The sequence below is a fragment of the Dactylosporangium vinaceum genome (genome assembly GCF_019904175.1).
Taxonomy (GTDB): Bacteria; Actinomycetota; Actinomycetes; order Mycobacteriales; family Micromonosporaceae; genus Dactylosporangium; species Dactylosporangium vinaceum.
Window position 1 is genome coordinate 6,540,126 of sequence record NZ_CP061913.1, and the last position, 24,823, is coordinate 6,564,948.

The 24,823-nt window shown below is 75.0% G+C and carries 21 protein-coding genes; 7 read left to right on the forward strand and 14 right to left on the reverse strand.

What is annotated here, in order from left to right; genetic code table 11:
- Together Dvina_RS29435 and Dvina_RS29440 are read left to right on the forward strand one after the other, a co-directional pair.
- Positions 1 to 501, forward strand: a complete 501-nt coding sequence (locus tag Dvina_RS29435) for a SigE family RNA polymerase sigma factor (RefSeq protein WP_223092579.1) — start codon at positions 1 to 3, stop codon at positions 499 to 501.
- Positions 498 to 1,292 carry a hypothetical protein gene (locus tag Dvina_RS29440; RefSeq protein ID WP_223092580.1) on the forward strand — a complete coding sequence of 265 codons (795 nt, stop codon included), beginning with the start codon at positions 498 to 500 and terminating at the stop codon, positions 1,290 to 1,292. The genes Dvina_RS29435 and Dvina_RS29440 overlap by 4 nt, the downstream gene beginning before the upstream one ends.
- Positions 1,293 to 1,337: 45 nt before the next feature.
- On the opposite strand, the gene chrA is transcribed toward Dvina_RS29440, so the two are convergent.
- The 4 genes from chrA to Dvina_RS29460 are packed head-to-tail and all read right to left on the reverse strand — an operon-like array spanning position 1,338 to position 4,245.
- On the reverse strand, positions 1,338 to 2,528 hold the full coding sequence (chrA, locus tag Dvina_RS29445) for a chromate efflux transporter (protein WP_223092581.1): 1,191 nt from the start codon (positions 2,526 to 2,528) through the stop codon (positions 1,338 to 1,340).
- Entirely contained in the window at positions 2,525 to 2,920 is a 396-nt protein-coding gene (locus Dvina_RS29450; RefSeq protein ID WP_223092582.1) for a VOC family protein, read from the reverse strand. Before Dvina_RS29450 ends, chrA begins: the two co-directional genes overlap by 4 nt.
- Positions 2,917 to 3,669, reverse strand: coding sequence for a metalloregulator ArsR/SmtB family transcription factor (locus Dvina_RS29455; RefSeq protein ID WP_246655396.1), 753 nt, complete (start codon positions 3,667 to 3,669; stop codon positions 2,917 to 2,919). Before Dvina_RS29455 ends, Dvina_RS29450 begins: the two co-directional genes overlap by 4 nt.
- 45 nt (positions 3,670 to 3,714) lie before the next feature.
- Positions 3,715 to 4,245, reverse strand: a complete 531-nt coding sequence (locus tag Dvina_RS29460; protein ID WP_223092584.1) for a DinB family protein — start codon at positions 4,243 to 4,245, stop codon at positions 3,715 to 3,717.
- A gap of 152 nt (positions 4,246 to 4,397) precedes the next feature.
- Between Dvina_RS29460 and Dvina_RS29465 the strand changes: the two genes are divergently transcribed.
- Positions 4,398 to 5,462: a cellulose binding domain-containing protein gene (locus tag Dvina_RS29465; RefSeq protein ID WP_246655397.1), complete on the forward strand. Its 1,065-nt coding sequence runs from the start codon at positions 4,398 to 4,400 to the stop codon at positions 5,460 to 5,462.
- Positions 5,463 to 5,516: 54 nt separating this feature from the next.
- Here Dvina_RS29465 and Dvina_RS29470 read toward each other — a convergent pair whose 3' ends face one another.
- The 4 genes from Dvina_RS29470 to Dvina_RS29485 form a co-directional block, all read right to left on the reverse strand.
- The gene (locus tag Dvina_RS29470; RefSeq protein ID WP_223092586.1) at positions 5,517 to 6,005 is read right to left on the reverse strand and encodes a GNAT family N-acetyltransferase; all 489 of its coding nucleotides are present in this window, start codon (positions 6,003 to 6,005) and stop codon (positions 5,517 to 5,519) included.
- 100 nt (positions 6,006 to 6,105) lie between these two features.
- On the reverse strand, positions 6,106 to 6,957 hold the full coding sequence (locus Dvina_RS29475) for a bile acid:sodium symporter family protein (protein WP_223105782.1): 852 nt from the start codon (positions 6,955 to 6,957) through the stop codon (positions 6,106 to 6,108).
- Positions 6,958 to 7,126: 169 nt separating this feature from the next.
- A complete protein-coding gene (locus Dvina_RS29480; protein ID WP_223092587.1) occupies positions 7,127 to 7,948 on the reverse strand; it encodes a polysaccharide deacetylase family protein in 822 nt (273 codons plus the stop codon).
- Positions 7,945 to 9,087 (reverse strand): LCP family protein, encoded by a 1,143-nt coding sequence (locus Dvina_RS29485; RefSeq protein ID WP_223092588.1) that lies wholly within the window; start codon positions 9,085 to 9,087, stop codon positions 7,945 to 7,947. The genes Dvina_RS29480 and Dvina_RS29485 overlap by 4 nt, the downstream gene beginning before the upstream one ends.
- A gap of 258 nt (positions 9,088 to 9,345) precedes the next feature.
- Between Dvina_RS29485 and Dvina_RS29490 the strand changes: the two genes are divergently transcribed.
- Positions 9,346 to 10,842: a gluconokinase gene (locus Dvina_RS29490; RefSeq protein WP_223092589.1), complete on the forward strand. Its 1,497-nt coding sequence runs from the start codon at positions 9,346 to 9,348 to the stop codon at positions 10,840 to 10,842.
- Positions 10,843 to 10,868: 26 nt separating this feature from the next.
- Here the strand turns inward: Dvina_RS29490 and Dvina_RS29495 are convergent, their stop codons facing one another.
- The 3 genes from Dvina_RS29495 to Dvina_RS29505 are packed head-to-tail and all read right to left on the reverse strand — an operon-like array spanning position 10,869 to position 15,897.
- Positions 10,869 to 13,838, reverse strand: coding sequence for a caspase, EACC1-associated type (locus Dvina_RS29495; RefSeq protein ID WP_223092590.1), 2,970 nt, complete (start codon positions 13,836 to 13,838; stop codon positions 10,869 to 10,871).
- A complete protein-coding gene (locus Dvina_RS29500; RefSeq protein WP_223092591.1) occupies positions 13,828 to 14,172 on the reverse strand; it encodes an effector-associated constant component EACC1 in 345 nt (114 codons plus the stop codon). The genes Dvina_RS29495 and Dvina_RS29500 overlap by 11 nt, the downstream gene beginning before the upstream one ends.
- 21 nt (positions 14,173 to 14,193) lie before the next feature.
- Positions 14,194 to 15,897, reverse strand: coding sequence for an ABC transporter substrate-binding protein (locus Dvina_RS29505; RefSeq protein WP_223092592.1), 1,704 nt, complete (start codon positions 15,895 to 15,897; stop codon positions 14,194 to 14,196).
- 315 nt (positions 15,898 to 16,212) lie between these two features.
- On the opposite strand from Dvina_RS29505, the gene Dvina_RS29510 reads away from it, so the two are divergent.
- A complete protein-coding gene (locus Dvina_RS29510) occupies positions 16,213 to 17,847 on the forward strand; it encodes a DUF6194 family protein (RefSeq protein ID WP_223092593.1) in 1,635 nt (544 codons plus the stop codon).
- Here Dvina_RS29510 and Dvina_RS29515 read toward each other — a convergent pair.
- The gene (locus Dvina_RS29515; RefSeq protein WP_223092594.1) at positions 17,747 to 19,051 is read right to left on the reverse strand and encodes an MFS transporter; all 1,305 of its coding nucleotides are present in this window, start codon (positions 19,049 to 19,051) and stop codon (positions 17,747 to 17,749) included. The two genes, Dvina_RS29510 and Dvina_RS29515, sit on opposite strands and share 101 nt — an antisense overlap.
- A gap of 84 nt (positions 19,052 to 19,135) precedes the next feature.
- Between Dvina_RS29515 and pdxR the strand changes: the two genes are divergently transcribed.
- Complete coding sequence (gene pdxR / locus Dvina_RS29520; RefSeq protein WP_223092595.1) at positions 19,136 to 20,530, forward strand: MocR-like pyridoxine biosynthesis transcription factor PdxR; 1,395 nt, start codon at positions 19,136 to 19,138, stop codon at positions 20,528 to 20,530.
- Positions 20,531 to 20,592: 62 nt separating this feature from the next.
- Here the strand turns inward: pdxR and Dvina_RS29525 are convergent, their stop codons facing one another.
- The gene (locus Dvina_RS29525; protein WP_223092596.1) at positions 20,593 to 21,096 is read right to left on the reverse strand and encodes a hypothetical protein; all 504 of its coding nucleotides are present in this window, start codon (positions 21,094 to 21,096) and stop codon (positions 20,593 to 20,595) included.
- Positions 21,097 to 21,201: 105 nt separating this feature from the next.
- Positions 21,202 to 21,750, reverse strand: coding sequence for a hypothetical protein (locus tag Dvina_RS29530; RefSeq protein WP_223106253.1), 549 nt, complete (start codon positions 21,748 to 21,750; stop codon positions 21,202 to 21,204).
- A gap of 157 nt (positions 21,751 to 21,907) precedes the next feature.
- On the opposite strand from Dvina_RS29530, the gene Dvina_RS29535 reads away from it, so the two are divergent.
- Positions 21,908 to 24,811 carry a M36 family metallopeptidase gene (locus Dvina_RS29535; protein WP_246655398.1) on the forward strand — a complete coding sequence of 968 codons (2,904 nt, stop codon included), beginning with the start codon at positions 21,908 to 21,910 and terminating at the stop codon, positions 24,809 to 24,811.
- Positions 24,812 to 24,823: the final 12 nt, after the last annotated feature.

Consider the following 24,823-nt stretch of genomic DNA (forward strand, 5'->3'; position numbering starts at 1 on the left):
GTGCAGCGAAGCGACGAGGTGGCGTACCGCGAGTACGTCACGCTCAGGATGGACGTCCTGCGGCGCACCGCGTACCTGCTGTGCCACGACTGGCACACCGCGGACGACCTGGTGGCCACGACACTGGCCCGGTTGTACGACAAGTGGAGGCGGGCCGGGCAGGCGGACAACATCGACGCGTACGTGCGGGCGATGCTCGTCAACGCCTACCTGGACGAACGGCGGCGGCCCTGGCGGCGGGAGGTGTCGACGGACCGGATGCCCGACGTCGCCGCGCCCGGCCGCGGCGCCGCCGGTGAGCACGGGGACCTGCTGGCGCTGGTGCGGGCGCTGCCGAAGAAGCGGCGCGCCGTGATCGTCCTGCGCTTCTACCTCGACCACTCGGTCGAGGAGACCGCGGAGATGCTTGGCATCTCCACCGGCACCGTCAAGAGCCAGACCGCGCGCGCACTGGAGACGTTGCGTGCGGCCATCACCAACGTGTCAGGGGTGCAACGATGAGGACAGAGTTCGATGCGGCGATCGGAGTGGTGCCGGCGTCGCCTATCGACGTCGACCGGCTGATCGCCCGGGGGCGGCGCCGGGCGGTGGTACGGCGGGTGACGGCCATCGGCGCCGGCAGCGGCGTGGCGGCCGTGGCGGTCGGCGTGGCCATCGCGGCCGGCGGATCGTCCCCGGTGACCAACGCGCCGGCCGCGGTGGGCAAGCCGTCCGTGAGCCCGGTGCCGCGGTCGCCGTCGGCGTCGCCGTCGCCCGTCCCGGTGCCGAGCGGCCGGGGATCGACGCCGGCCGGCCAGGCGAGCGCCACCGCCGGCCACCTGTCGCAGGCCGTCAAGGACGTCGTGCGGGACAGGGCGCCCGGCTACACGCTGTCGGCCGGCGAGGACGGGCCGCCGTTCGCGATGCAGTACCTGTTCCAGAGCGGCGGCAACGACAGCTACTACGGCTCGGCCTATCTCAAGGGCCCCACCGGCGAGGGCAACCTGATGCTCAACGTCGGGCGGCGCAGCACCGACTGGAACCCGATGAACCCGTGCTCGCCGACGGGCGAGACCGGCCCGTGCACGCAGACCACCGAGGCGGGCGGGGCGAAGGTCCTGCGGCGGGAGATCCACGAGAACGGCATCGCCGACAACTACGTGATCGTGGACCGCCCGGACGGCATCACCATCTTCATCGTCTCCGCCAACCAGGGTGGCCAGACCGACAGCGGCCCCGGGAAGCAGGCGGCTCCCGTCCTGCCGTTCGACACCCTTGTCGCCATCGCCCAGGACCCGCGGCTGACCGTGTGAGCGAGCCGGTGCCGGCCCGCCCGAGGGCCGGCACCGGCGTCCGCCTCAGTGCGGCAGCGCACCGCCGGCGAGGACGATCACCACGCCGGCCGCGGCCGCGCCGAGCAGGGTGAGGACCGGGCCGCGGCGCAGGGCGAGCAGCAGGAGTGCGGCGCCGGCCAGGACGCAGTACTGCCACGCCTGCGTGAGCGTCAGCGCGAGCGGGACCGCGGAGCCGAGAATCGCCCCGATCGCCGCCGGGCCGGCCCCGTCGAGGAACGCGCGGACGCCCCGGTTGCCGCGGAGCCGGTCGAAGCGGTGGGCGCCGAACAGGATGAAGGCGAACGACGGGCTGAACGCGACGACGGAGGCGAGGATGCCGCCGCCGATGCCGGCCGCGGCGTACCCGACGACGGCGACGGTCTGCACGACCGGCCCGGGCGTGATCTGCCCGAGCGCGACGGCGTTGAGGAACTGCCCGCCGGTCATCCAGTGGTAGTGCTCGACGGCGTCGGCCCGCATGAGCGGGATGATGACGAACCCGCCGCCGTACGACAGTGCGCCGACCTTGATCGCCACCCAGGCCACAGCGGCCAGGGCCCCGCCGCCGAGCCCGGCCGCGGCGAGGACCGGCAGCCCGCTCGCCGGCCGCCGGGGCGCCGGCACCCGCTGCGCGATCGCCTCGACGATGCCGAGGGCCACGAGCAGCAGCACCAGCCAGGGCCCGATGGTCGCCGCGGCCACGGCTCCCAGCCCGAGGTACACCATCCATCGCCGCCGGCTGCTCTGCTGCGGCGCCCGCTTCCAGCCGGCCGGGATCAGGCTGACCCCGGCCTGCACGGCGACCGCGGCGACGCCCGCACCCGCGCCGGCCCCGGCCGCCTTCACCCACACCGGCGGATCGCCGCGCAGGAACAGCACGGCCAGCGCCAGGATGACGATCAGGCCGGGCACGATGAACGCCGCCCCGCCGACGAGCGCACCCGCCCGCCCGCGCACCCGCCACGCGCAGAAGATCGCCAGCTGCGTCGAGGCCGGCCCGGGCAGCAGGTTGCACGCCGCGATGGCGTCCTCGAACTCCTGGGCGTCGAGCCACCGGCGGTCCTCGACGCACAGCCTGCGCAGCAGGGCGATGTGCGCGGGCGGCCCGCCGAAGCCGAGGCAGCCGATGCGCCCCCACTCCTTGAGCACGGTGCCCAGCCCCACCGTCGTGCGGCGGTCCGCGGGGCCGGTGTCCGCGCGTGGCGTACCACTCATGCGCGGCCGGCCGGCTGGAACAGCTCGATCGGGTTGCCGGCCGGGTCGTCGAGGACGATCTGACGCCCGCCGGGGCCGTCCACGACGCCGCTGCGGAACACCGCGCCGGCCGAGCGCAGCCGGCCGACCTCGGCGTCGATGTCGGCGACGATCAGGTGGATGCGGTTCCAGCCGCCGGCGTGCGGCACCCGCCCGTCGGGCATCGCGCGCCCGGCCGAGCTGGCCGGGCCGGACAGGAGCAGCCGCAGGTTGCCGCGCAGCACGTCGGCGAAGGCGGGCGGGAAGGCGGTGTCGACGGTGAACCCGAGGTGCGTGGTGTAGAAGTCGACGGCGGCCGCCACGTCGTCGACGAGGTAGCGGACGCTGACGGTGGTCTCGGCGGTGCTGCTCATGACGCCTCCAGAACGGTTGTGGCGGCGAGCGCGTGCAGGAGCTGTTCGATGCGCTCGGTGAGCTCGTCGGCGGCGCGGACGAACGCCGCCCGGCCGTCGGGCTCGCCGGCCGGGTCGGGCATGCTCCAGTGCACGGCGACGGGGCCGCCCGGAAACTCGGGGCACACCTCGCGGACCCGGTCGCACAGCGTGATCACCCGGTCGAACCGCTCGCCGGCAAACTCGTCCAGGTGCTTCGGCCGCGCGCCGCCCAGGTCGATCCCGCGCTCGGCCATAACCGCCACCGCGTCCGGGTGCAGCGGCTTCGGGTGGCTGCCGGCGCTGCGGGTCCGCACCGCACCTGCGGACCGGTGCCGCAGCAGGTGCTCGGCCATCTGTGACCGGGAGCTGTTGCCCGTGCAGACGAACATGATCTTCGCGGGTACCGCGGGCGGCGCCCCCGGCGCCCGGTAGCGCAGCGCCGGGTGCAGCGCCCCGCCCGCCACGGCCAGCAGCTGTCCGCAGCGGGCCAGGTCGAGCCGGTAGTAGACGTCGCGCCCATCGGCGGCGCTGCGGCGGGTGCGCACCAGCTCGGCCGTGCGCAGCACTCCCAGGTGGTAGGACACCAGGCTCTGCCGCTCCCCGACCGCCGCCGTGAGCTCGTGCACCTGCCGATCGCTGCGGGCCAGCTCGCCGAGCAGCCGCCAGCGCACCGGGTGCCCGGCCGCGGCCAGAAACGCCGGCGGTCCGGCTCCTGCGGGTGCGTCCACGCCAGCAGAATACATCAAATCGATTTGATAGATACCGCCGGCCGGTCAGCCCGTGTACCCCCGGTCGCCCGGCATCGGCCGCACCGTGACGCCCGCGGCCGTCAGGTGCTGGCGCAGCTGGGCGGCGTGCTCGACCACGTGCAGCGGCAGGCCGCCGACAAGCACCCCGAAGAGCGTGCCGTGGTACCGGTGCGCGCTCGGCAGCGGCCGGGCGGCGACCTGCTCGGTCAGGCCGTCGAGCGTCAGGCGCACGCGGTCGCGACACCAGTCGACGTAGCCGAGCAGCTCCGGCCGGGTGAAGCGGCGGTTGGGAAACCCGTAGGTGTTGTCGTCGAACGGCGCCGGCGGTGCCCACGGCTCGAACTCGCCGGCCAGGTCGTAGTCGAGGATGCTCAGCGCGTGATAGCCGAGGAACCACGGCGCCGAGCTGTGCAGTCCCCCGTGCGCCGCCGCGGCGGTGGGGGCCTCGTCCGGCCACAGGTCCGCCGCCCACAGCTCGTCGGGGCAGTCGGCCAGCGCCGCCTCCATCAGCCGCAGCGCCTGCTCGAAGTTGCGGGCCAGGCTCTGCACGAACACATTCGCCACCCTGCCGGTATAGCGCATGCCGCCGGGCGGGGCCGTGGAACTTTCGCACCCGGCCGCTTACGACATCGACGCTTTGCGATCAACTGTTGACGCAGGGTCCGGCCGTTCCTATGGTTCGGCCAACCGAGGGAAGGACGAGAGTCATGGCTGTCTCCAGGCGCTCAGCGGCCCTCGGCATCATCGGGGCCGCGGCGAGCACGGCCGCGCTGGCGCTGCTGCTGACACCGGCCGTCGCCGGTGGCGCACCGCCGATGACCGCCGCCGCGGCGGCCGCCCTGACCGGCTCGTGCAGCGCGACAGCGCACGTGGACTCCCAGTGGTACGGCGGCGAGGTCGTCACCGTCACGATCACCAACACGTCGGCGAGCGCCGCGACGACGTGGGCCGCGACCTGGACGCTCGCCACGGGACAGCAGGTCGTGTCGGCGTGGAACGCCTCCGTCACCACGACCGGCGGCACGACGACGGCGGTCAACGCCTCCTACAACGGGGCGCTGCAGCCGGGCGCGTCCACCACCTTCGGCATGCAGCTGTCCGGCCCCGCCGTGGCGCCCACAGTCGGCTGCACCGACGACGCCCCCGGCTCGTCCACCGGCGCCGATGTCACCGTCACCGAGGCGGACAGCGGCCGCACCCTCACGCTGCAGGTCGGGCAGAGCATCGCCGTGAACCTTCCGTCGCAGTACCTGCCGCCCACCGCCGGCACCAACCTCGTCCAGCTCACGTCGACCGGCGGATATCCGAGTGGCCAGCCGGTCGCCGCCGTGTTCCGTGCGGTGGTGCCGGGCCCGGCCGACATCACCACCCACACGGACGCGGCCTGCCTGCACGACCCGCGGCCGTGCACGATCCCGATCCGGCTGTGGCAGGTCCACATCATCGTGGCCGACGTGCCGTCCACCGGCCAGACCGTCACGCTGACCCAGGTCGACACCACCCGCCTGCTGAGCCTGCACGTCGGGGACCTGCTGGTGGTGAAGCTGTCCAGCATGTACCGCCCGCTGGAGCTGTCCAACCGGGGCGTGCTGCTCCTGCGCGACACCACCGGCGGCTACCCCACCGGCCAGCCGCTGACCGCCCGCTACACCGCCGCCATCCCGGGCCGCACCGACCTGAGCACGGTCACCGACAACGCCTGCCTGCACCAGCCCACGCCGTGCCCGACACCGCAGGTCGCGTGGTCCGTGCACATCACGGTCACCGCCTGAGACCGCACCGCAGCCCGGCCGCCCGCCCGTCCCGGGTGGCCGCGCAAGGGGAGCTCAGTCGAGCCGGTAGACCAGCTCGGTGACGGTCGCCTGGCGGGCCTCGGCGAACCCCTCCTCGCGGCCGACCGGCACGAAGCCGTTGCGCTCCAGCACCCGCAGGGAGCCGACGTTGTCGGCGACGGCGCCGCCGTAGATCGGGCGGGCCGGCACCTCGGCCACCAGGGCGGCGAGGGCGGCGGTGGCCACGCCGCGGCCCCACCAGTCCCTGCGGATCCAGTACGTGACCTCCATGGCGCCCCGGGAGGGGTACGCGGCGGCGCTGCCGACGACCTCGCCGCCGACCTCGACGGCCCGCTTGACGATCGCGTCGTCGGCCAGGATCTTGCGGAACTTCGCGTAGTACGCCTCGCGGTCCCGGCCGGACCCGTCCACGAACGCGGCCTGCCGCTGCGCCTCGTCGTCGAACTGGATGTCGAACATCGTCGGGAGGTCATCCTCCCGCAGCGGCCGCAGTGTCACCGCCACCTGGGGTTTGTCAGACATCGCGCGACGGTAACACGGGGCACCCGCCCACCGTGGCCCAGCGCGCGGCGCCGGTGCCACCCCCGCCGCGGGCCGGGGACCCGCAGGCGCGGCGCACCTGTCACCCGGCCTGGACCGGCACCGGCTCGGGCGGGGCCGGGGCGGCGGCCCGGCGGCGGGTGTACAGCAGGCCGAAGGTGAGCGCGGTGCAGTGCATGACGATCCCGTACACCGCGGCCGGGACCGCCATCTCCACGCTGTTCATCAGCGCCGGGCTCGCCGCGACCGTGAGCGTGAGCGCGGTGTTGTGGATGCCGATCTCGAACCCGGCCGCGGTGGCCAGCCGGTGCTCGACCCCGGCCAGCCGCGGCGCGCCGTAGCCGACGAGCAGGCTTATCAGGTTGAACGCCAGCACGGCCAGCCCGACCGCGGCGAAGTAGCCGCCGAGCTTGCTCGCCGACCCGGCGAGCACGGCCGCGACGATGACGAGCAGGACCACGATCGACAGCACCCGCACCGGCCGGTCGAGCCGCCGCGCAACCCGGGGCAGCCGCGCCCGCACGAGCATGCCGGCGATGACCGGCACGATCACGAGCGCGAAGACCTGCGACACCTCGGTCCACTGCAGCCCGATCTCGGGGCTGTCGGGCAGGAAGTACCCGGCCGAGAGGTTCGCCACGATCGGCAGCGTCACCACGATGATCAGCGAATTGACGGCGGTCAGTGCCACGTTGAGCGCGACGTGCCCGCCGAACAGGTGGCTGTACAGGTTGGCCGTGGGGCCGCCGGGCGACGCCGCGAGCAGCAGCAGCCCGACCGCGAGGTGCGGCTCCAGCCCGAACGCCAGCACCAGCCCGAAACAGACTGCGGGCAGGATCAGCAGCTGGCAGACGAGCGCGATCACGGCCGCCTTCGGATAGCGCCCGACCCGGCGGAAGTCCTCCACGGTGAGCCCGAGCCCGAGCCCGAGCATGATGATCACCAGCGCGACGGGCAGTCCGACGAGGATCAGCGTGGGAAGCACGGTGCATTGTCACCGGCGCCGCTGAAGCCGGTCAATCGGCATACGGGGTCGTCTATCGATCGGCACGGCAACGTGCCCGATGGCGGCGTCGCTCGTCGGGACGACGCCGGACGGCGGCTCAGGGCTGGACGAAGGTGTAGCCGGCGTCGCGGAGGCGGGGTAGGACGATGCCCAGGGCGGTCAGGGTCTGGTCGCGGTTCCCGCCGCCGTCGTGCTCCAGGATGATGGAGCCGGGGTGGGTCTGTTTCAGGATCGTCGACACGATGTGCTGGACGCCGGGGCGGCTCCAGTCCCGCGGGTCGACGGTCCAGTCCAGGGCGCGCAGCCCCAGGTTGCCGGCCTGGCTCAGCACCGTCGGGGACCAGGCGCCGCCCGGGGAGCGGAACAGCGCCGGGCGGTAGCCGTTGCCTGACGCCTTCGAGATCGCGTCGGTGGCCTTGGCCAGCTCGGTGTGCACCGCGGCGGCCGGCATCTTCGCGATGTCCATCGGGTGGCTGTGCGTGTGGTTGGCGATGTGGTGGCCGCCGTCGAGGACGCGCTTGACGAGGTCCGGATGGGCGGCGGCGCTGCGGCCGATCATGCAGAACGTGGCGTGGATGCCCTGCTGGGCGAGCAGGGCCAGCATCTTCGGGGTGTACGCCGGGTCGGGGCCGTCGTCGACGGTGAGCGCGATGTCGGTCCCGTGGCACGGCAGGGTGTACTGCGGGCCCTTCGGACCGAGACCGCCGGGCGTCGGGCACACCCCGGGCGTCGGCGGGTTCGCCGGGGGAATGTCCAGGGCACTTGCCGACGGGTCGGGGGACCCGCCCTCGCCCGGCCGCGAGTCGCCGGGGATGCCCTGGCCGTCGTGCCAGGCGGCCCGGCCGTCGCCGCAGGCGGCCAGCAGCCCGACCCCGCCCAGCGCCAGCAGAAGCGAGCGCCGGGACACCGCCCCGCTCACGCCTGGCCGCCGGCGTCGCTGACGAGCTGCGGGTGGGCGGCGACGAACTCGGCGACCCGGTCCTGGCCGACGGCGCTCAGCAGCGCCTTGGTGTCGGCGTCGAGGATCTCGTATGCCTGGCCGTCGAAGACCTGGCTGTTGAAGTGCCCGCCGTTGGCCTTCAGCGTGACCATGTGCTCCGGGGTGATGCCGTGCAGGGTGAGGATCCAGTCGGCGAGCGGGATGTCGTTGTTGTAGAACGACACCGCCTTGCCGATCGAGTTGAGCATGTGGTCGACCTTCTGCGGGTTCGTGAGCACGCCGGCGCTTGTGGCCTTGCTCAGCATGGCCTTGATGAACTGCTGCTGGTGGCGCTGCCGGCCGTAGTCACCGTCGTTGTTCGCGAGCTTGTCGCGCTGGCGCACGTAGTCCAGGGCCTGCCAGGCGGCCATGTCGGAGCAGCCGGGCTCGTAGACCTGGGCGCGCATGCCGGGCTTCAGGGTCGTCGGGATGCCGTCGGCGTTGAAGTTGTACGGCTCCCCCTCCTGCCCGGTCTTGATGCTCCATCCGGTGTGGATGGACGTCGTGCGCTCGTCGACGCACATGCGCACGCCGCCGAGCGCGTCGACGATGTCCTTGAACCCGTCGAAGTTGACGATCGCGGCGCCGTTGAACTTGAGGCCCCCGGCGAGGTTGCCGACCGTCTCGGCGAGCAGCGTCAGGCCCTCGTCGCGGCCGCCGCCGTGCTGGTAGCCGAACTCGAACGCGGCGTTGATCTTGTCGGTCCCGCCGCGGTACTGGGTGCGCCGGTCGGCCGGGATGACGACCCGCGTGTCGCGCGGGATGCTCGTGAGGTAGACGACGTCATGGCTCGCCGGGACGTGCGCGATGATGATCGAGTCGGCCCGGGCGCCCATGAGCGCGTTGCCGTCGCGCTCGTCGATGCCCACGAGCAGCAGGTTCAGCGGCCCGCTGATGTCGTGCCCGGCCGCCGCCGAGCCCAGGCCGCCGGGGTGGGTCACCTGGTCGCCGTAGTGCGCCAGCAGCAGGTCGCCCCCGGCAAGGGTCCCGGCACTGGCCAGCAGCAGCACCGCCCCGGCGACCAGGCACAGCCGCGCCCAGAGCGGGCTGCCCGCCCGACGGCGCGTCCCCCGGCCCATCCCCACTCCCCTCGACCACCCGGCACAAGCGTCGCCGGGCCGGTCCCGCCCGGCGTCCGCACCGGCCCGCACACCTCCTGCGGGTTTCCCGCAACCGGCTACCGTCGGTGATCGACCCGAACCGCACGTGGATTGAGCACCCCGTGCCCCCGGACCGCGCGGACACCACCGTCGCGCCGGGCGGCACCCGGCCGGGCCGCTGACCCGTGATCACCCGCACGGATCGCCCCCGGCCCGGGTGCGGGTTATGGTCGGGCCATGACCCGCAGCGGCGACACCGTCAAGCTCGACGCGGCCCTCGACCCGCTGGTCGTGGCGCTGGACATCGGGTCCACCGCCACCCGGGGCGGGGTCCACGACGCGTCCGGGCGCCGGGTGCGGGGCCTGCAGCACAAGGTGCCGCACGCGTTCACGGTCGCCGCCGACGGTACCTCCGTCATCGACCCCGACCAGGTCACGGCCGAGGTCGAGCAGGTGCTCGACGCGGTCACCGGCAAGCGGCGGCTCGGGACCCGCATCGCCGGCGTCGCCATGGACACGTTCGCCGCGTCGCTGATCGCCGTGGACGCGGCCGGGCGCGCCCTCACCCCGTGCCTGACCTACGCCGACGCCCGCAGTGCCGAGGCCGTCGCGGCGCTGCGCAAGGAGCTCGACGAGCATGCGGTGCAGCAGCGCACCGGGGCCCGGCTGCACACCAGCTATCACGCGCCGCGGGTGCGGTGGCTGGCGACGGTACAGCCGCAGGTCGTTGCCGAGGCCGCGGGCTGGTGGTCGCTGGGCGAGTACGTGTGGCACCGGCTGGTCGGCCGGCCGCACGCCGGGACGTCGACAGTCGCGTGGACCGGCCTGCTCGACCGGCGCACCGGCGAGTTCGACGCCGAACTGCTCGCCGCCGCGGGCCTCGCCCCCGAGCAGCTGTCGCCCCCGCGGGACACGACCGACCCGCTGCCCCCGGCCGGCTCGGGGCGGCGCCCCGCACTGGCCCGGGCCGTCTGGTTCCCGGTGATCACCGACGGCTACGCCAGCACCATCGGGTCGGGGGCGAGCGACGCCACCGTGCTCACCGCGGCCACCGCGACGAGCGGCGCGCTGCGGGTGCTGCTCGACGGTCCGGCCGACCCCCTGCCGTTCGGGCTCTGGAACTACCGGGTCGAAGCCGGGCGCACCCTGCTCGGCGGGGCGATCAACGACGTGGGGCGGGCCGTCTCCTGGGCGCAGGGCACACTGCAGCTCGGCCCGGCCCTCGCCGAGGTCCTCACCGCGCCGCCGAGCGACGCCACGCCGCTGGTCCTGCCGTACCTCACCGGCGAGCGCGCCCCCGGCTGGGTCGGCGGCGCCCGGGCCGTCTTCACCGGGGTCTCCGCGGCCACGGACGCCGACGCGCTGTGGCGCGGGATCGCCGAGGGCGTCGCCATGACCTACGCGCGCGTCGCCGACGAGCTGCAGCCGGCCGCGACGGGGATCGTCCAGGTGGCGGCGGCCGGCCGGGTCAGCAACGACCACCCCGAGTGGCTGCAGATCCTCGCCGACGTCCTGGGCCGGCCGGTCACCCACATCAACCGGCGCCGCGCCACCCAGTGCGGCACGGCCCTGCTCGCCCTCGACGTCCTCGCGCCCGGCGTCACCCGCGCTCCGCAGAGCACCGGCGACACCTACGAGCCGCGCCCCGCCCACGCCGGGCACTACGCCGACCGCCGCGCCCGCTTCGCCGAGGTGTACGCGGCACTGGTGCGGCCGCAATCCGCGCGGCCTTGACCTGTGCGGCCGCAACCCACGCGGCCTCAACCCGGGCGGCCGTCGACCGACAGTCTGCGGTGCAGGTCCAGGACCGGCGCGACGGTCTCCTGGACCGCGCGCAGCAGGGCCACGACCCGCTCCGCCGGTGGGCCGCCGCGCCCGACGGTCCACGAGTCGACCGAGCCGTCGTCGTCGCGCACGGCGACCGTCTGCGGGCCGGCCTCGGTGAACGCCACCCGGTCCAGGTCGGTGTAGGGAATCCAGGGCCGGTACGGCTGCGGCCGCGTCCGCGCGTACAGGACGCGGGTGGCGGTGAACGCCAGCAGCCAGCCGCGGTCCAGCGCGGAGCCGTCGACCAGGTGCAGCACCGGCTCCCCGGGCTCCAGTCCGGCGAAGGCGGGCGGCTGGCCGGGGCGGCGGATGCGCCACCGGCTCCAGCGGAGCGCCGATGCGGCCCGGCCGAACAGCTCCGCGAGGGCGAGCGCGACCGGGTCGGGCCCGCCGGGCGGCACGTCCGCGACCCGCCCGGCGAGGAGCGCGGCGGCGTCGCCGGCCCGGCCGTGGCGGTGCAGGGCGGCGGCGACCGGGAAGATCCGATGGTCGGTGAGCCGGGCCCGCAGCTGCGCCACGAGGACGTCGGCGTGGGCACCGGCACCGGGCGGCCGGCGCAGCAGATCCACCACGGGCACGAGGTCGTCACGGGCGGCGGCCGTCCGGCACAGGTCGCGTACCGACTCGGGGGTGGACACCCGCAGCAGGACGGCGACGGCGTGCGCCGGGTCGCCCAACGCGCCCGTGAGCGCGGCGTCAGCGGCCGGACCCGGCACCGTGAGGGCACCGGTGACCTGCTCCAGGGCCCGGTCGGCGCCGGGGTGCCGCAGCGCCGCCAGGCCGAGGACGACCTCCGCCGCGATCGGCCCGCCCGCGGCCAGCGCGGCCGCGATCTCCGCCGGCGCCGCCGCCGCGGCCACGCACCGCAGGACGGCGAGCATGAGGTCGCCGCGGGCACCGGCCAGCCGACCGGCGACGGCGAGGGCGCGCCCGGCGCCCCCGCGGCCCAGGACCGGCCAGACGAACCGGTGCTGGGCCGGCTCGAGCTCCTCCAGGAAGGCCGCGACGGTCTCCGGCGCCGATCCGGCGGCCCGCTCGACGAGCCGGCGCACGCCGTGCTCGTCACCGGCGTCGCCGAGCAGCCGGGCGAGCGTCGCGCTGTGAGCGGCGGGCCGGGCGACGGCCGCGTCGATGAGCCGGTTCGCCTCGACCGGGAGGCCGGCCCGGCGCAGCACCACCGCCATCCCCGCGGTGCTCGCCGCCGGCCGCTCGGCCAGCACCGCGAGCAGGAGCCGGCGGGCCTGGGTGGCGGGCCGGTCCCCGTGCAGCGCCACGACCAGGTCGGCCAGGGGCCCGTCGGCCAGGTGCCGCACAAGGCCGACGTCGTCGACGGCGACGTCCATGCTCCACAGTGCCTGCAGCACGCGGCCCAGCCCGGCCGGGTCCGGGTGCGCGGCGGCGACCCGGCCGATCAGCGCCTCGGCGTCACGGTCGCGGCCGGCCGCCGACATGGCCGCGGCGACGGCGACCACGTCCGCGATCGGGCGCCGCAGCACCAGGTCGGTGACGGTGGCGTACAGCTGCAGCGCGGCCGGCTCCTGCCCGGCCTCGCGCAGCGCATCGGCGAGGGCGAGCGTGTCGGGGGCGGCGCCGCGGGCGGCGGCCCGGGCGATGACGGCGGCGACGGCGTCCGGCAGCCCGGCCCCGAGCAGCCCGCCGACCAGCGCGATCATCGTCTGTGGCCGCCCGATCCGGGCGTCGACGGCGGCGTCGCGCAGCGCTGCCGCGTCCGCCTCGGCACCGGCCTCGTGCAGCCGCGTGACCAGGGCCGTGAGCGTGCCGGTGGTGCCGCGGGCGACGGCGGTCAGCAGCTCGGCGACCCGGGCCGGCTGGCCGGTCTCGCGGAACGTCTCGACGAGCGTCAGCAGCGAGTCCGGACGGCGATCGGCGGCCGCGGCGATGACGAGCGCGGCGTCGCCGGGCCGGCCCCGGTGCTGGAGGTGCTCGACGACGGCGGCGACGCCCTGCTCGGTGCGCAGCGCACCGGTGGCGCGCAGGACGCCCGTGACGGCCTCGTCGCGGCCGGCGGCGCGCAGTTCGCCGAGCGTCTCGACGAGCAGCGCCGGTGCCGCGTCCAGGGCCCCGCGCAGCCCCGGCGGCACGAGCTCGGGGCCGCCCGCGACAGCCCGGCCGCGCTCCAGGTCGTGGTAGCGGTTGCGGGCCAGGACGATCGCCGCGCCCCCGTTGTCCTCACGCTGCTGCGGCAGGGGCAGCAGCCGGGCCGCCAGCGCGCTGCGGGTCAGGTAGAACAGCCGGTCCACGGTGAGGTACTCGACGTGGTCCGGGACGCCGCCGTCGATGCAGCGCAGCAGCTCCCCGGTGAACGCGGTCAGCTCGTCGCCCTCCGGCGACATGGCCAGGACGTTCTCGGCGGTGGCGGTCATCAGGTAGGTGCCGTCGATGCGGATGCGGGCGCCGATGTCGGCCCCCGTGCTCATGGCCCCGCTCAGCGCCCGGCCCGCGTAGCAGCAGTCGAGCACCACCACCTTGGACTGCACGCCGACGCTGTTCTTGAGGATCCAGCGGACGTCGTCGAAGCGGACGCCGTTGTAGTAGCGGGTGTAGTCGGCGTCGGCCAGCGCGAGGTAGAGCTCGCCGTCGCGCGGCGCCAGGATGCCGTGGCCGGCGTAGTAGAACAGCAGCCCGTCGGTGGCCTCGTGCGCGGCCCGGGCGAGCGCGTCGTACACCTCCTGCGGGTGCTGCGGGTCCAGCAGCACGGTGCAGTGCTCCGGCGGCAGGTCCCAGTGCTCCCGGTCGGTCACCAGCCGCCGCATCGCGGCCACGTTGGCCGCCACGGCCGGCAGGTCGGCCACGGCCGGGACGCCGGGCGGGAGATCGGGGCCGCGGCGATACCGGGCCGCCCCGACGATGACGGCCCTGGACTTGTCCCGGTCAGGCCGCATGCTCGCCGGTGGCAGTGGCCGCCCGCAGCGCCCGCTCCATCGCGGCGAGCGTGACCGGGTCGGGGTCGGTGGCGCTGAGCGTGATGCCGCCCGCGGTGAGCGTCACCGTGGCCCGCCGGCCCGCGCCGCGCCACGCCTTGACCGCCACAATCAGGCTGGTCAGCCCGATGGTGTTGCTGAGGACCACGTCGATGGCCTCCAGGACGTTCATCGTGGGCCCGGTGGCGGGCACCGGGGTCAGCTCGGCGTGCGCGGTCACGTCGGCGCTGCCGCGCAGCCACGTGTACAGCGAGCCCAGCGCCGAAGGATCGTCGGTGGCGACGGTGAGCAGCATGGTGGGCACTCCGATCGGCTTTCAGGGGGTGTAGTAGGTGTCGCCGGCCGGCCAGCCCGCCACGAGGGCCCCGAACCGCAGGATCGGCACCGGCTTGCGGGACGGCCACAGCTCGTTCGCGCGGCCGCCGGCCGGCAGCTCGCTGAAGAAGATGTCCCCGGACGCGCCCGGTATGGCGTTGTCGGCGTTGCCGAACAGGGCGTTGCGGGTGTCGACGGGCCCGGGCGGCAGCGGGCTCGCGCCGCCGCCTCCCTGCGCCGCATCGGTCTTGGCCGCCGCGTCGTGCCGGGTCGCGGACACGGCGGCGGCGACGGCGTCGCGGTGCAGCACCGCGTACCCGTCATCGAGATCGCCCGGCGCGAAGCCGAGCCCCCCGGGCGCCGGCGCGGTGAAGACGGCCTCGAAGGACTTGTAGTGCGCCGGTGTGCCCGGCGCGTTGGCCCGCCACCCGGCCACGTCGGTGCACGACGCGTCGAGCAGCCCGATCTGTGCCTGGTCGAGCAGCGCGGGGTCGACGGTGATCCCGGTCGCGCCGGTCGCGATCAGGATCGGCTTCGTCGGGTTCTGGCAGGTCTCGCGCCCCTTGAGCGCCTTGACGAGCGCGTCCAGGTCGCGGTCCCGGCCGGCGTAGAAGACGATGTCCGGCTTCGCGGTGCAGATGTCGCGGACGATGTCGGCGAACAGCTGCGGCGTGCCCCGGTTCGGCTTCTTGCTGCCGGTGAACGCCCGGTTGTGCTGGCTCAGGCCGAACTGCTCGTCGAACGTGTCGGTGAGCGCGGTCTTGAGCGTGGCGACGAAGTTGTCGTCGTTGCGGTCCCAGATCAGGTAGCCCTTGGTGAGCGGGTCGCCGGTCCGGGCCTTGCGCCGGGCGTCGAGGTACGCCTTGAGCGCCGCGGCGTACTGGTGGTTGGACGGCGACACCTTGAACATCGACGGGGCGACCATGTCGTCGGACGTGATCACGGCGCCGATGGTCGGGATGCGGGCCCGGTCGAGCGCGACGGCGGCGTTGCGGGTCTCCGGGACGCTGATGCCGAGCCCCGTCACCGCGACCAGGGGGTGCTCCCCGTCCCGCAGCGCCGTCAGCCCGTCGGCCGCCGCCGACCACGCGCTCTTGTTGCTGCCCTCGTTGCCCAGGACGAGCTGGAACTGTGGTGTCGGGTCGCCGAAGTCGGTGCCGACGCCGTGGTTGGCCTGCCACTGCGCGGCGTAGGCGCCCTCCAGCGAGTGGAGGATCTCGCTCGGCCCCATGGCGCCGGTCGGGGTGTCAGTCATCGGCATCAGCACCCCGATGCGCACGTACGGCCTGGCCGGCCCGGTGCCGTCCGGCTGCGCGACGCGCCGGTTCTCCGCGACGATCTTCGAGATGATCGCCTTGACGGCGGCGTCCCCGGACCCGAACGGGTAGTCGCGCTCGATGATCCAGCCGACGCACTCCATGGCCGACGGCGCGTTCGCCTCGGGCCCCTGCTTGATCGGGACCGACGCCAGCGCGAACCCGTCGCCGCTCGTGGCCGCGAGCCCGGGGCACGCCGGCCCGCCGGACGGCGCCGTCTTCGCCGGCAGCGGTGGCGTGTGCTGCCCCTGGCTGGTCACGATCGCGACAGTGCCGGCCACCACGATCACGGCGCCCAGCAGCGCGACGCCGCGCCACCACCACAGCCGCCGCCCTTGTCCCGGGCCGGCGGGGTCGACACCGTCACGGCCACGGCGGATGACAGGCACCGGACGCTACTCCTCACATCGGGGAAAGCCGCACCATATTGGCCCGCCCGCCGCCGCCGGTGGCGCCGATCGGTTTCAGGACACCGCGGTGGTGAATCGTGTCAGCCCTGCGCGTGAATCGGGCCGATCGCCCGGCATCCGCCGACCGGCCGGTGTAGGGGCGCGGTCAGCGGCGCTCGACGTGTTCTCGGTGTGGCGGCGCGGCGTCGTGCCGGGATGCCGGCCGGTCGTACGCGGTTTTGAAGGTTGCGCACGTGGAATCGTGCTCGACGTCGGCGAACATTCAACAGGTGGTGCAACGATACGGTTGAGGTCATGGCGATCGATGTGGACACGTTCCTGGCTTCCCGGCCCGACGGGCTCGACGTGCTGGCGCTCGGCGAGCCGACCCACGGTGAGCCGGCCTTCCCGCGGCTGCGCAACCACGTCTTCGAACGGCTCGTCGCGCGCGGCTTCCGGTCGATCGCGGTGGAGTCCGACCGGATCGCCGGGCTGGCCGTCGACGACTACGTCCGCGACGGTGTGGGCGGCCTCGACGACGTGCTCGCCACCGGCTTCAGCCATCGCGGGGGTGAGCTGGCCGCGAACCGCGAGCTGGTGCAGTGGATGCGGGCCCACAACGCGGCGGTACCGGCGGGCGAGCGACTGTCGTTCCACGGCTTCGACGCACCGCTGGAGATGATCAGTGCGCCGAGCCCCGGCCCGTACCTGCGGCACCTGCGCGACTTCCTCGCCGCCGAACTGGGCGCGGACGCGCTCCCGCCGCGGTCCGGCGACCTCGAGGCCCTGACCGGCGACGACGCCCGCTGGAGCGACACGGCCGCGCTGATGGACCCGGCCCGCTCCCCCGGCCGCACCGGCGACGCGGCCGCGCTGCGGGTCCTCGCCGACGACCTGCTCACCACCCTGGACGTCCACGCGGCGCGGCTCGGGCCGGCGCGGCGGCGGGCCCGGCTGCACGGCACCGCGGCGCTCGGCCTGCTGCGCTACCACGCGGTCGCGGCCGACCCGGCGCCCGAGGCCCGGCGGGTCTCCGACCTGCTCGGGGTGCGCGACGCGTGGATGGCGCACAACCTGCTGGACATCCGCGCGCAGGAGTATCGGCGCGGCCCCACCCTGGTGTTCGCCCACAACCGCCACCTCCAGCGCCACCCCAGCACCTGGCGGCTGGCCGGGATGGACCTGGAGTGGGGCAGTGCGGGCGCCGCGCTCGCCGCCGAGCTCGGTTCCCGCTACGCGTTCCTCGCCGGCAGCCTCGGTGCCAGCCGCGCTCTGGGCCTGGACGGGCCGGCCGCCGACACCATCGAGGGGATGCTCGCGGCGTCGGCCGCCGGCCAGGGTCCGATCGTCGAGCGCACCCGGCTCACCCGGCCGGCGGCCGGCGCCGCGGGCCGGGCCGGCGTCACACCGGAGCAGGGCTACTTCCCGCTCGACGCCGCCACCGTCGAGCACTGCGACGGCGTGTGGCACGTCGACCGCTTCCCGGCCGCCGCGGCGGCCGCGGCCGCGCGCATCGCGGCGCTGCCGGGCGTGTTCCAGCAGGACGCCGGCCCGGACGACGGCGCACCGGAGGTGGCGTGGGACGAGCGGTTCTTCTTCGTCGGCCCGGACCGGCGCCGGCCGTTCGCCAGCATCGTCGGGCACGACATCCCCGGCTTCGACGAGGCGTCCCGGCTCGACCGGATCGGCGTGTTCCGGCTGAACATCGAGCTGGGCCGGGCCCGGTTCGAGGCGCTGTTCGGCTACCCGCCCCGCGACGCCGAGGACCACCGGGGCGAGGTCGACTTCGCCGCCGAGGACGAGCTGTTCCCGCACCCGCAGTACGCGCTGCACGGCTGGGCCGGCGTCATCAACCCGGGCCCGCGCACTCAGGGGCTCGTCGATGAGCTGATCGCCCACGCGCACGGGCGCGCGGCCGAGCGCGACCGGCGCCGGGCCGCGTCCGGCTGACCGCCGGCCGGTGCTCAGCCCGGTGCGCTGTCCGGCGCCCGGCCCGCATTCCGACAGTCGCCAGGCCGGTGGCGGCCGTGACCATCGCCGCGGCCACCACGGCCCAGCCGACGGCGCCGAGAGCGGTGATCAGCGGCAGGGCGACGAGCGCGCCGAGGATCCGGGCCACCGAGCCGCTCATGCCGAAGACGGCCTGATACTCACCCTGCCGCGCGGCCGGGGTGTCACGCAGGGCCAGGTGCCAGGCCGCCGTGCCGGCCGCGACCTCGGCCACGGTCAGGACGGCGACGCCGGTCAGGGCCATGGCCGCGGCCGCCGCCGGGCCACCGAGCGGCATCAGCGCGAAGAGCGGGCCGGCGACAGCGATCGCGGCCCCGGCGACGAGCGCGCAGCGGGACGCGTCCGCGTCGGTGCGGACCCGGGCGGACCAGGGTGACTGCAGGACGAAGACGAGCACGGTGTTGAGCCCGAACGCGACGGCGGCGACCCAGGCCGGCGCGGCTGTCCGGTTCGTCAGCCACAGCGGCAGCAGGACCGACAGGATCGGCATCGTCAGCAGCAGTACCGCGGTCAGGCCCGTCACCGCCACCAGCCGCCGGTCGCGCAGGGCGCCGCGGCGGCTGCGGCGCGGCGACGGGCCCGGCTCCGCGGCGACCCCGATGCGGCCCAGCAGCACGGCGCAGGCGGCGAGGGCCAGCGCCCCGCCGGCGTACAGCGCCACGAACCAGCCGGGCCGGCCGGCCGCCAGGACCGCGGCCCCGATGAGTGCGCCGACGCCGAACCCGGCGTTGAGCACGGTGTGCAGCCGCGCCCGCACCGACACCCGCTGCTCGGGCGCGCTCGCCCGGGCCGCGATGGCCTGGATCGTGGCGGCGATGCCGGCGCGCGCCACCCCGAACGCGATCGCGGCGGCGGCGTAGGCCCACAGCGTGTGTGCGAGCGCGTAGCCGGCGAGGGCGGCGGCGCCGGCGAGCGCGTAGCCGGCCGCGGCCCTGGGCAGGCCGACCCGATCAGCGAGCCGGCCGAGGGGCGCGGCGAGCGCGAACGCCGACGCGGCGGAGGCGGCAAGCACCAGGCCGACGGTGGCCTCGGGGATGCCGACGACGTGGTTGAAGTAGAGCACGACGGTGGTGAGCACGGCCCCGTCGGCGACCGCGCTGATGGCCTGGATGCGCTGCGCGGTGCCGGTCGGGCTGCTCGTCATGCAGCCGAGGCTAGGCGCGCATTGGCCCAGATGCTGGGGCATTGCGCGGCCGGTTTCCTGGGCAACTCGTGTCATCATGCTGGCGTGAGCGGCATCCCGGGACTCGACCTGCACCTGGAGCTCGCGGCGGCCCGCCCGGCCCAGGCGCTGAGCGCGGCCCTGCGCTCGGCCATCGTCGCGGGTCGGCTCGCCCCGCGCACCCGGCTGCCGGCGGCCCGGGCCCTGGCCGCGGACCTGGGCCTCAGCCGCAACACCGTCGCCGCCGTCTACGCCCAGCTCGCGGCCGAGGGCTGGCTGCAGCCGCGCGTCGGCGCCGGGACCTGGGTGAGCGACCACGCGGCCGCCGCCGGCACCGCGCGGCGGCCGCGCCGGCCGGCCGCGGCGCCGCACCTGATCGACCTGCGGGGCGGGGTCCCGGACGTGGCCGGGTTCCCGCGGGGCGAGTGGCTGGCCGCCGTCCGCGCGGCCACGATGCACGCGCCGGCCGCCGAGTTCGGCTACGGCGACCCGGCCGGCAGTCTCAGGCTGCGCGCCGCCCTCGCGGGCTACCTGGCCCGCACCCGGGGCGTCGCGGCGCAGCCGGACGGCGTCGTCGTCGGGTCGGGCTTCGGCGAGCTGCTGGTGCTCGTCTGCCGGGCGCTGCGGGCGCGGGGCGCGCGACGGCTGGCGGTCGAGGCGTACGGCCACCGGCGGCACCGCCGGCTGATCGCGGCGGCAGGCCTCGAACCGGTGCCGATTCCGGTCGACGGCGACGGCGCCGACGTGACGATGCTCGAAGGTGCCGACGCCGACGCCGTGCTGCTGACGCCAGCCCATCAGTTCCCGCTCGGCGTACCGCTGGCCGCCGAGCGCCGCCGGTGGCTGGTGGCCTGGGCCCGGCGCCGGGACGCGCTGGTGCTCGAGGACGACTACGACGGCGAGTTCCGCTACGACCGGCGGGCCGTGGGCGCGCTGCAGGCGCTCGCGCCGGACCGGGTCGTGTACCTCGGCACCGCCAGCAAGGCCGTCGCACCATCGGTCGGGCTGGCCTGGGCCGTCCCACCGGCGGGGCTGCGGGCCGAGGTGCTCGACCAGCGGGAGCTCGGCGGCGGGGCGCCGGCCGGCCTCCAGCAGCTGGCCCTCGCCGCGTTCATCGAGGCGCATGAGTACGACAGGAGCGTGCGCCGGCTGCGGGTGCGTTACCGCGAACGCCTGACCCGGCTGGAGCAGACCGTGGCCCGCGACCTGCCCGGCTGCGCGCTGACCGGCCTGGCCGCCGGGCTGCAGTGCCTGCTGCGCCTGCCGCCCGGCACCGACGAGCGCCGCATCGAACGTGCGGCGCGGCGGCGCGGTGTGCTTGTGGAGGGCCTGGCCGTGTTCCGCGCCGACGGCTTCGCCGGCCGGGCCGGCCCGGCGCTGGTGATCGGCTACGGCGCACCGTCGCCGGGCCGCTACGACACCGCCCTGCCGCTGCTTGTCGAGTCGATCCGGGCGGCCTGAACCCCGGGCGGGGAGCGGGACCCGGCCGCCGGGGCGGCCGGGTCCCCCTCGATGGCCGCGGCTCAGCCGGTGGAGACGGCGCGGACGAATGTCACCTTGGTTGCCGCCGTCCGGGCGGTGGCGCTGGTCAGGGTCGGGGTGAACGACACGACGCCGGTGCCCGTGCACGGGACCAGGACGTTCGTCGGGATCGCGGCGTTGGCCTGGAAGAACCGCAGCGTCACCGGCGGCAGCGGGGAGACGGACGAGCCGATGCCGACGACGATCGCGGTGCCGGCGCTGCCCGTGAACCCGACACCCAGCGTGGTGTCGCCCGTCCTGACCTGCACGGCCGTCACCGTCTGACCGGCCGCCGGGTGACCCGTGGGCACGATGTCGGCCGGGCCGTCGCAGACGACGGCGATGCGGGACAGCCCGGCCACGCCGTTCACCTGGCCCACGAACGCCTGGTTCGGTGAGACCGGCGCGGGGTCGAGCACACCGCCGGCGACGGCGGGGTCGGCCGCGCCGAACAGTACCGCGGCCGCGCCGAGCGGCACGAACCAGCGACGCAACTTACCGGACATGGTCCCTCCTTCTGCCTGTCGCACCGCGGCGACCGGCGTACGCATCCTTGTCGACAGGCCCTCATGAGCCCGTCGACAGGGATGCGTTCCACCCCGTGCCATCGGTCACCGGGGCGCGCCCGGCGGGACCAGGTGGGCCGGGACGGCGAACACGGCCAGATACCACTCCGGGACGTAGCAGGCGGCACCCTCGCCACCGGTGAGCGTCGCGGCCATTGTCGCGAGGGTGAGCACCGCGCCGTCGTTGCGGCAGCCCGCCAGGACGAACGCGAAGATCCGGGTGGCCGGGCCGGCGTGGCGCCCGACCGCCGCCCGGGCCTGCGCGAGCGCCGCGGCCGGGCCCGGGGCGAGCCGGTCGATCTGGCCGGGGTCGGTCACCTCGGTGGCGCCGCCCGACCCGCCGTCGCGCACCTCGACGAACGCGATGAGCGCCGGTGCGGGCGCCGGCGACCCGGCCGGCGGGGGCCCACCGGCGGACGCCGGAGCACCGGCCGAGGCAGACACACCGACCGAGGCGGACGCGCCGGCTGATGCGGGTGCGACCGCTGATGCGGGCGCGACGGATCGCGTGGGCTGCGCGGTGCTGCCCGGCCCGGCGCAGCCGGTCACCGTCAGCGCCAGGCCCATGACTGCCGGCAGCGGCCACCTTCCCATACCGGTTGGACGGGCGGACCGGGCCCCCGGTTCCACACCCTTCCTCGATTCGATCCGGGCTGTCCGCTCTTGCCCGGATCGCCGGATCGGAGTATTTACACATTCACATCTGTGCACGTCTACCCACTGCGGGCTCCACACCGAGGAGGAATCGATCGTGGGCAAGTCGAAACGGGCGGCCGCGGGGCTGATCGCCGTCGCTGTGATCACCAGCCTCACCGCCACGGCGGCACCGTCGTGGGCGGCACCACCGCGGGACCCGGTCTCCGTCCAGCACGGCAACGACTTCCTCGGCGAAGGGCACGGCGCCCGGGACCTGGACAACCGCAAGGGTACCGCCGCGCCGAGCGGCCAGCAGCGCTCCCTGGCCGGCCGGTTCGGCGCGGTGCAGTTCAACGTGTTCGGCACCCCGCGCTCGCTCGGCCCGACGGCGCCGGGGCGCACCGCGCTGACCGCCGGGCTCGCGGCCGACCCGCAGACGGCGGCCCGCCAGTTCCTGGTCCAGAACCAGGCGCTGTTCGGCATCGACGAGCAGTCGGTCGCCGCGATGGACACGGTGCTCGTCCGCCCGATGGGCACGGCGTCGGTGGTCCTGCTGCGCCAGCGCTTCGGCGGGCTGCCGGCCGGGCACGACGGGCTCGTGTCGATCCTCGTCAGCAACGGCGCGGTCGTGCGGGTGACGTCGTCGCTGTCCCGCGACACCCGGGCCCCGCAGCCGGCCACCATCACCTCCGCCGACGCTGTCGCCGTCGCCGTCCGCGACGCCGGGCTGAGCGCGGCCCAGGTCGCGCACGTCGACGTCGACACGGTCGCCGTGCCCACACCCGAGGACGGGCCGCGGGCCGCGTACGCGGTCAACCTCAGCGGCTCGGACCTCAGCCGGCCGACCGCGTTCACCACCTACGTCGACGCGCGCACCGGCGCGGTACTGGTCCGCGACGATCTGGTCGACTTCGACGCCGACAACCCCAGCTGGGCGGTGTTCCCGGCCAGCCCCACGACCGCGACAGGCGTCGACTCCCGGCAGCGCTGGTGCTTCAGCCCGATGCCGGCCTGCGTGCGCACCGTCCGCGACCCGAACAGCGGGCAGGCGTGGGACGTCGACCTGGCCACCGGGCAGCCGACGTTCACCTCCACCGGCAACGCCGTGAACGACGTGGTGCAGTGGGGCGGCGGGACATCGCCCACCCTGGCCACCCCGAAGCCCGACCGCAACTACGTGTATCCGTTCACCGACCAGTGGCACGCCACCCGCTGCAACCCGGCCGCGTTCACCTCGGCGCAGCGCAACGACGCCGACGCCGCGGTGACGAACCTGTTCGCCATGCACAACCGGATGCACGACTGGGCGTACAACCTCGGCTTCAATGAATCGGCCTGGAACATGCAGGTGGTCAACCTCGGGCCCGACGGCCTGGGCGGCGACGCCGAGCAGGGCCGGGCCCAGTCCAACGCGCTCGGCGGCAGCCGCAACAACGCCAACCAGGGCACCCCCCGCGACGGCCTGCCCCCGACCACGAACATGTTCCTGTGGCAGCCGGTCGCGGGTGCGGCGTACCCGCCCTGCGTCGACGGCGACTACGACATGACCGTGATCGGGCACGAGTACACACACGCCATCACCAACCGGATGATCGCCGGCCCGGACACCGGCATCGGCTCGTTCCAGGGCGGCTCGATGGGCGAGGCGTGGGGCGACCTGCTGGCCGGGGAGTACCTGTTCGAGAACAACATCCGGCCGCTCGGCGACACCCCGTTCGTCACCGGTGCCTACGCGACAGGCAACCTGACGACCGGCATCCGCGACTACGACGGCAGCAAGAGCCCGCTGAACTACTCCGACATCGGCTTCGACCTGACCGGCCCGGAGGTCCACGCCGACGGCGAGATCTGGGTCGCCACCAACCTGCGCGTCCGCGCGGCGTTCGTGCAGCGCTACGGGGCCGGGACGCCCTCGCTGCAGCAGCGCTGCGCCGACGGTCAGGTGACGCCCGACGCGTGCCCGGGCAACCGGCGCTGGGCCCAGCTCACCTTCGACTCGTTCCTGCTCCAGGCGTCCGGCCAGGTCAGCATGGCCGACATGCGCGACAACATGCTCGCCGCCGACCTGGTCCGCTTCGGCGGGGCGAACCAGGACCTGATCTGGAACGCGTTCGCCCAGTCGGGCCTCGGCACCGACGCGACGAGCGACCCGGCCGACACCGACCCGACACCGAGCTTCGCGTCGCCGTACGCGAACAACGCCACCGTCACGCTCCAGCCGCTCGGCGACTCGGCCGGCGCGAACATCCGGCTGTACGTCGGCGACTACGAGGCCCGCGCCGTGCCGGTGGCCGACACCGACCCGGAGACCGACCGGCCGGCCACGTTCCAGATCGTGCCCGGCCAGACGTTCACGTTCACCGCTGTCGGCACCGGCTTCGGGCACAAGAAGTTCACCGCACAGTTCCTGCCCGGCCGGGCCCAGGACCTGAAGCTCAACCTGCCCCGCAACCTGGCCTCGACCGCCGCGGGTGCGGTCCTGACCGGCGACGGCGTCAACGTCGACAAGCTCGGCGACGACACCGAGGCGACCGACTGGGCCTCCCTCGACGGTGTGGCCGGCAAGAAGGTGACGGTCGACCTGGCCGGCGACCGCCCGGTGTCGGTGAACACGGTGAACGTCAGCGCACTGCTGCGCCCGGCGATCGACGGCGACGCCGACCCGCTCGGCCAGAACCGGTTCTCGGCGCTGCGCCAGTTCCGGGTCCTCGCCTGCGACGCCACGAGCAGCGACTGCTCCACGGACGCCGGCTACCGCGAGGTGTTCCGCAGCGCCCCTGACGCCTTCCCCGCCGAGGCGTTCCGCCCGGTCGCCTCGCAGCTCAACCTCCGCACGTTCCACTTCAACCCGGTGAAGGCCACCCACCTGCGCATCCAGGTGCTGACCAGCCAGTGCACCGGCAACCCCCGCTACGCCGGCGAGCAGGACAACGACCCGGCCGCCGCGACCGACTGCGCGACGGCGAGCCCGTTCGCCGCGCAGGTCCGCATCGCCGAGTTCCAGGCGTTCTCCCGGTGACGCCGCCGGTCG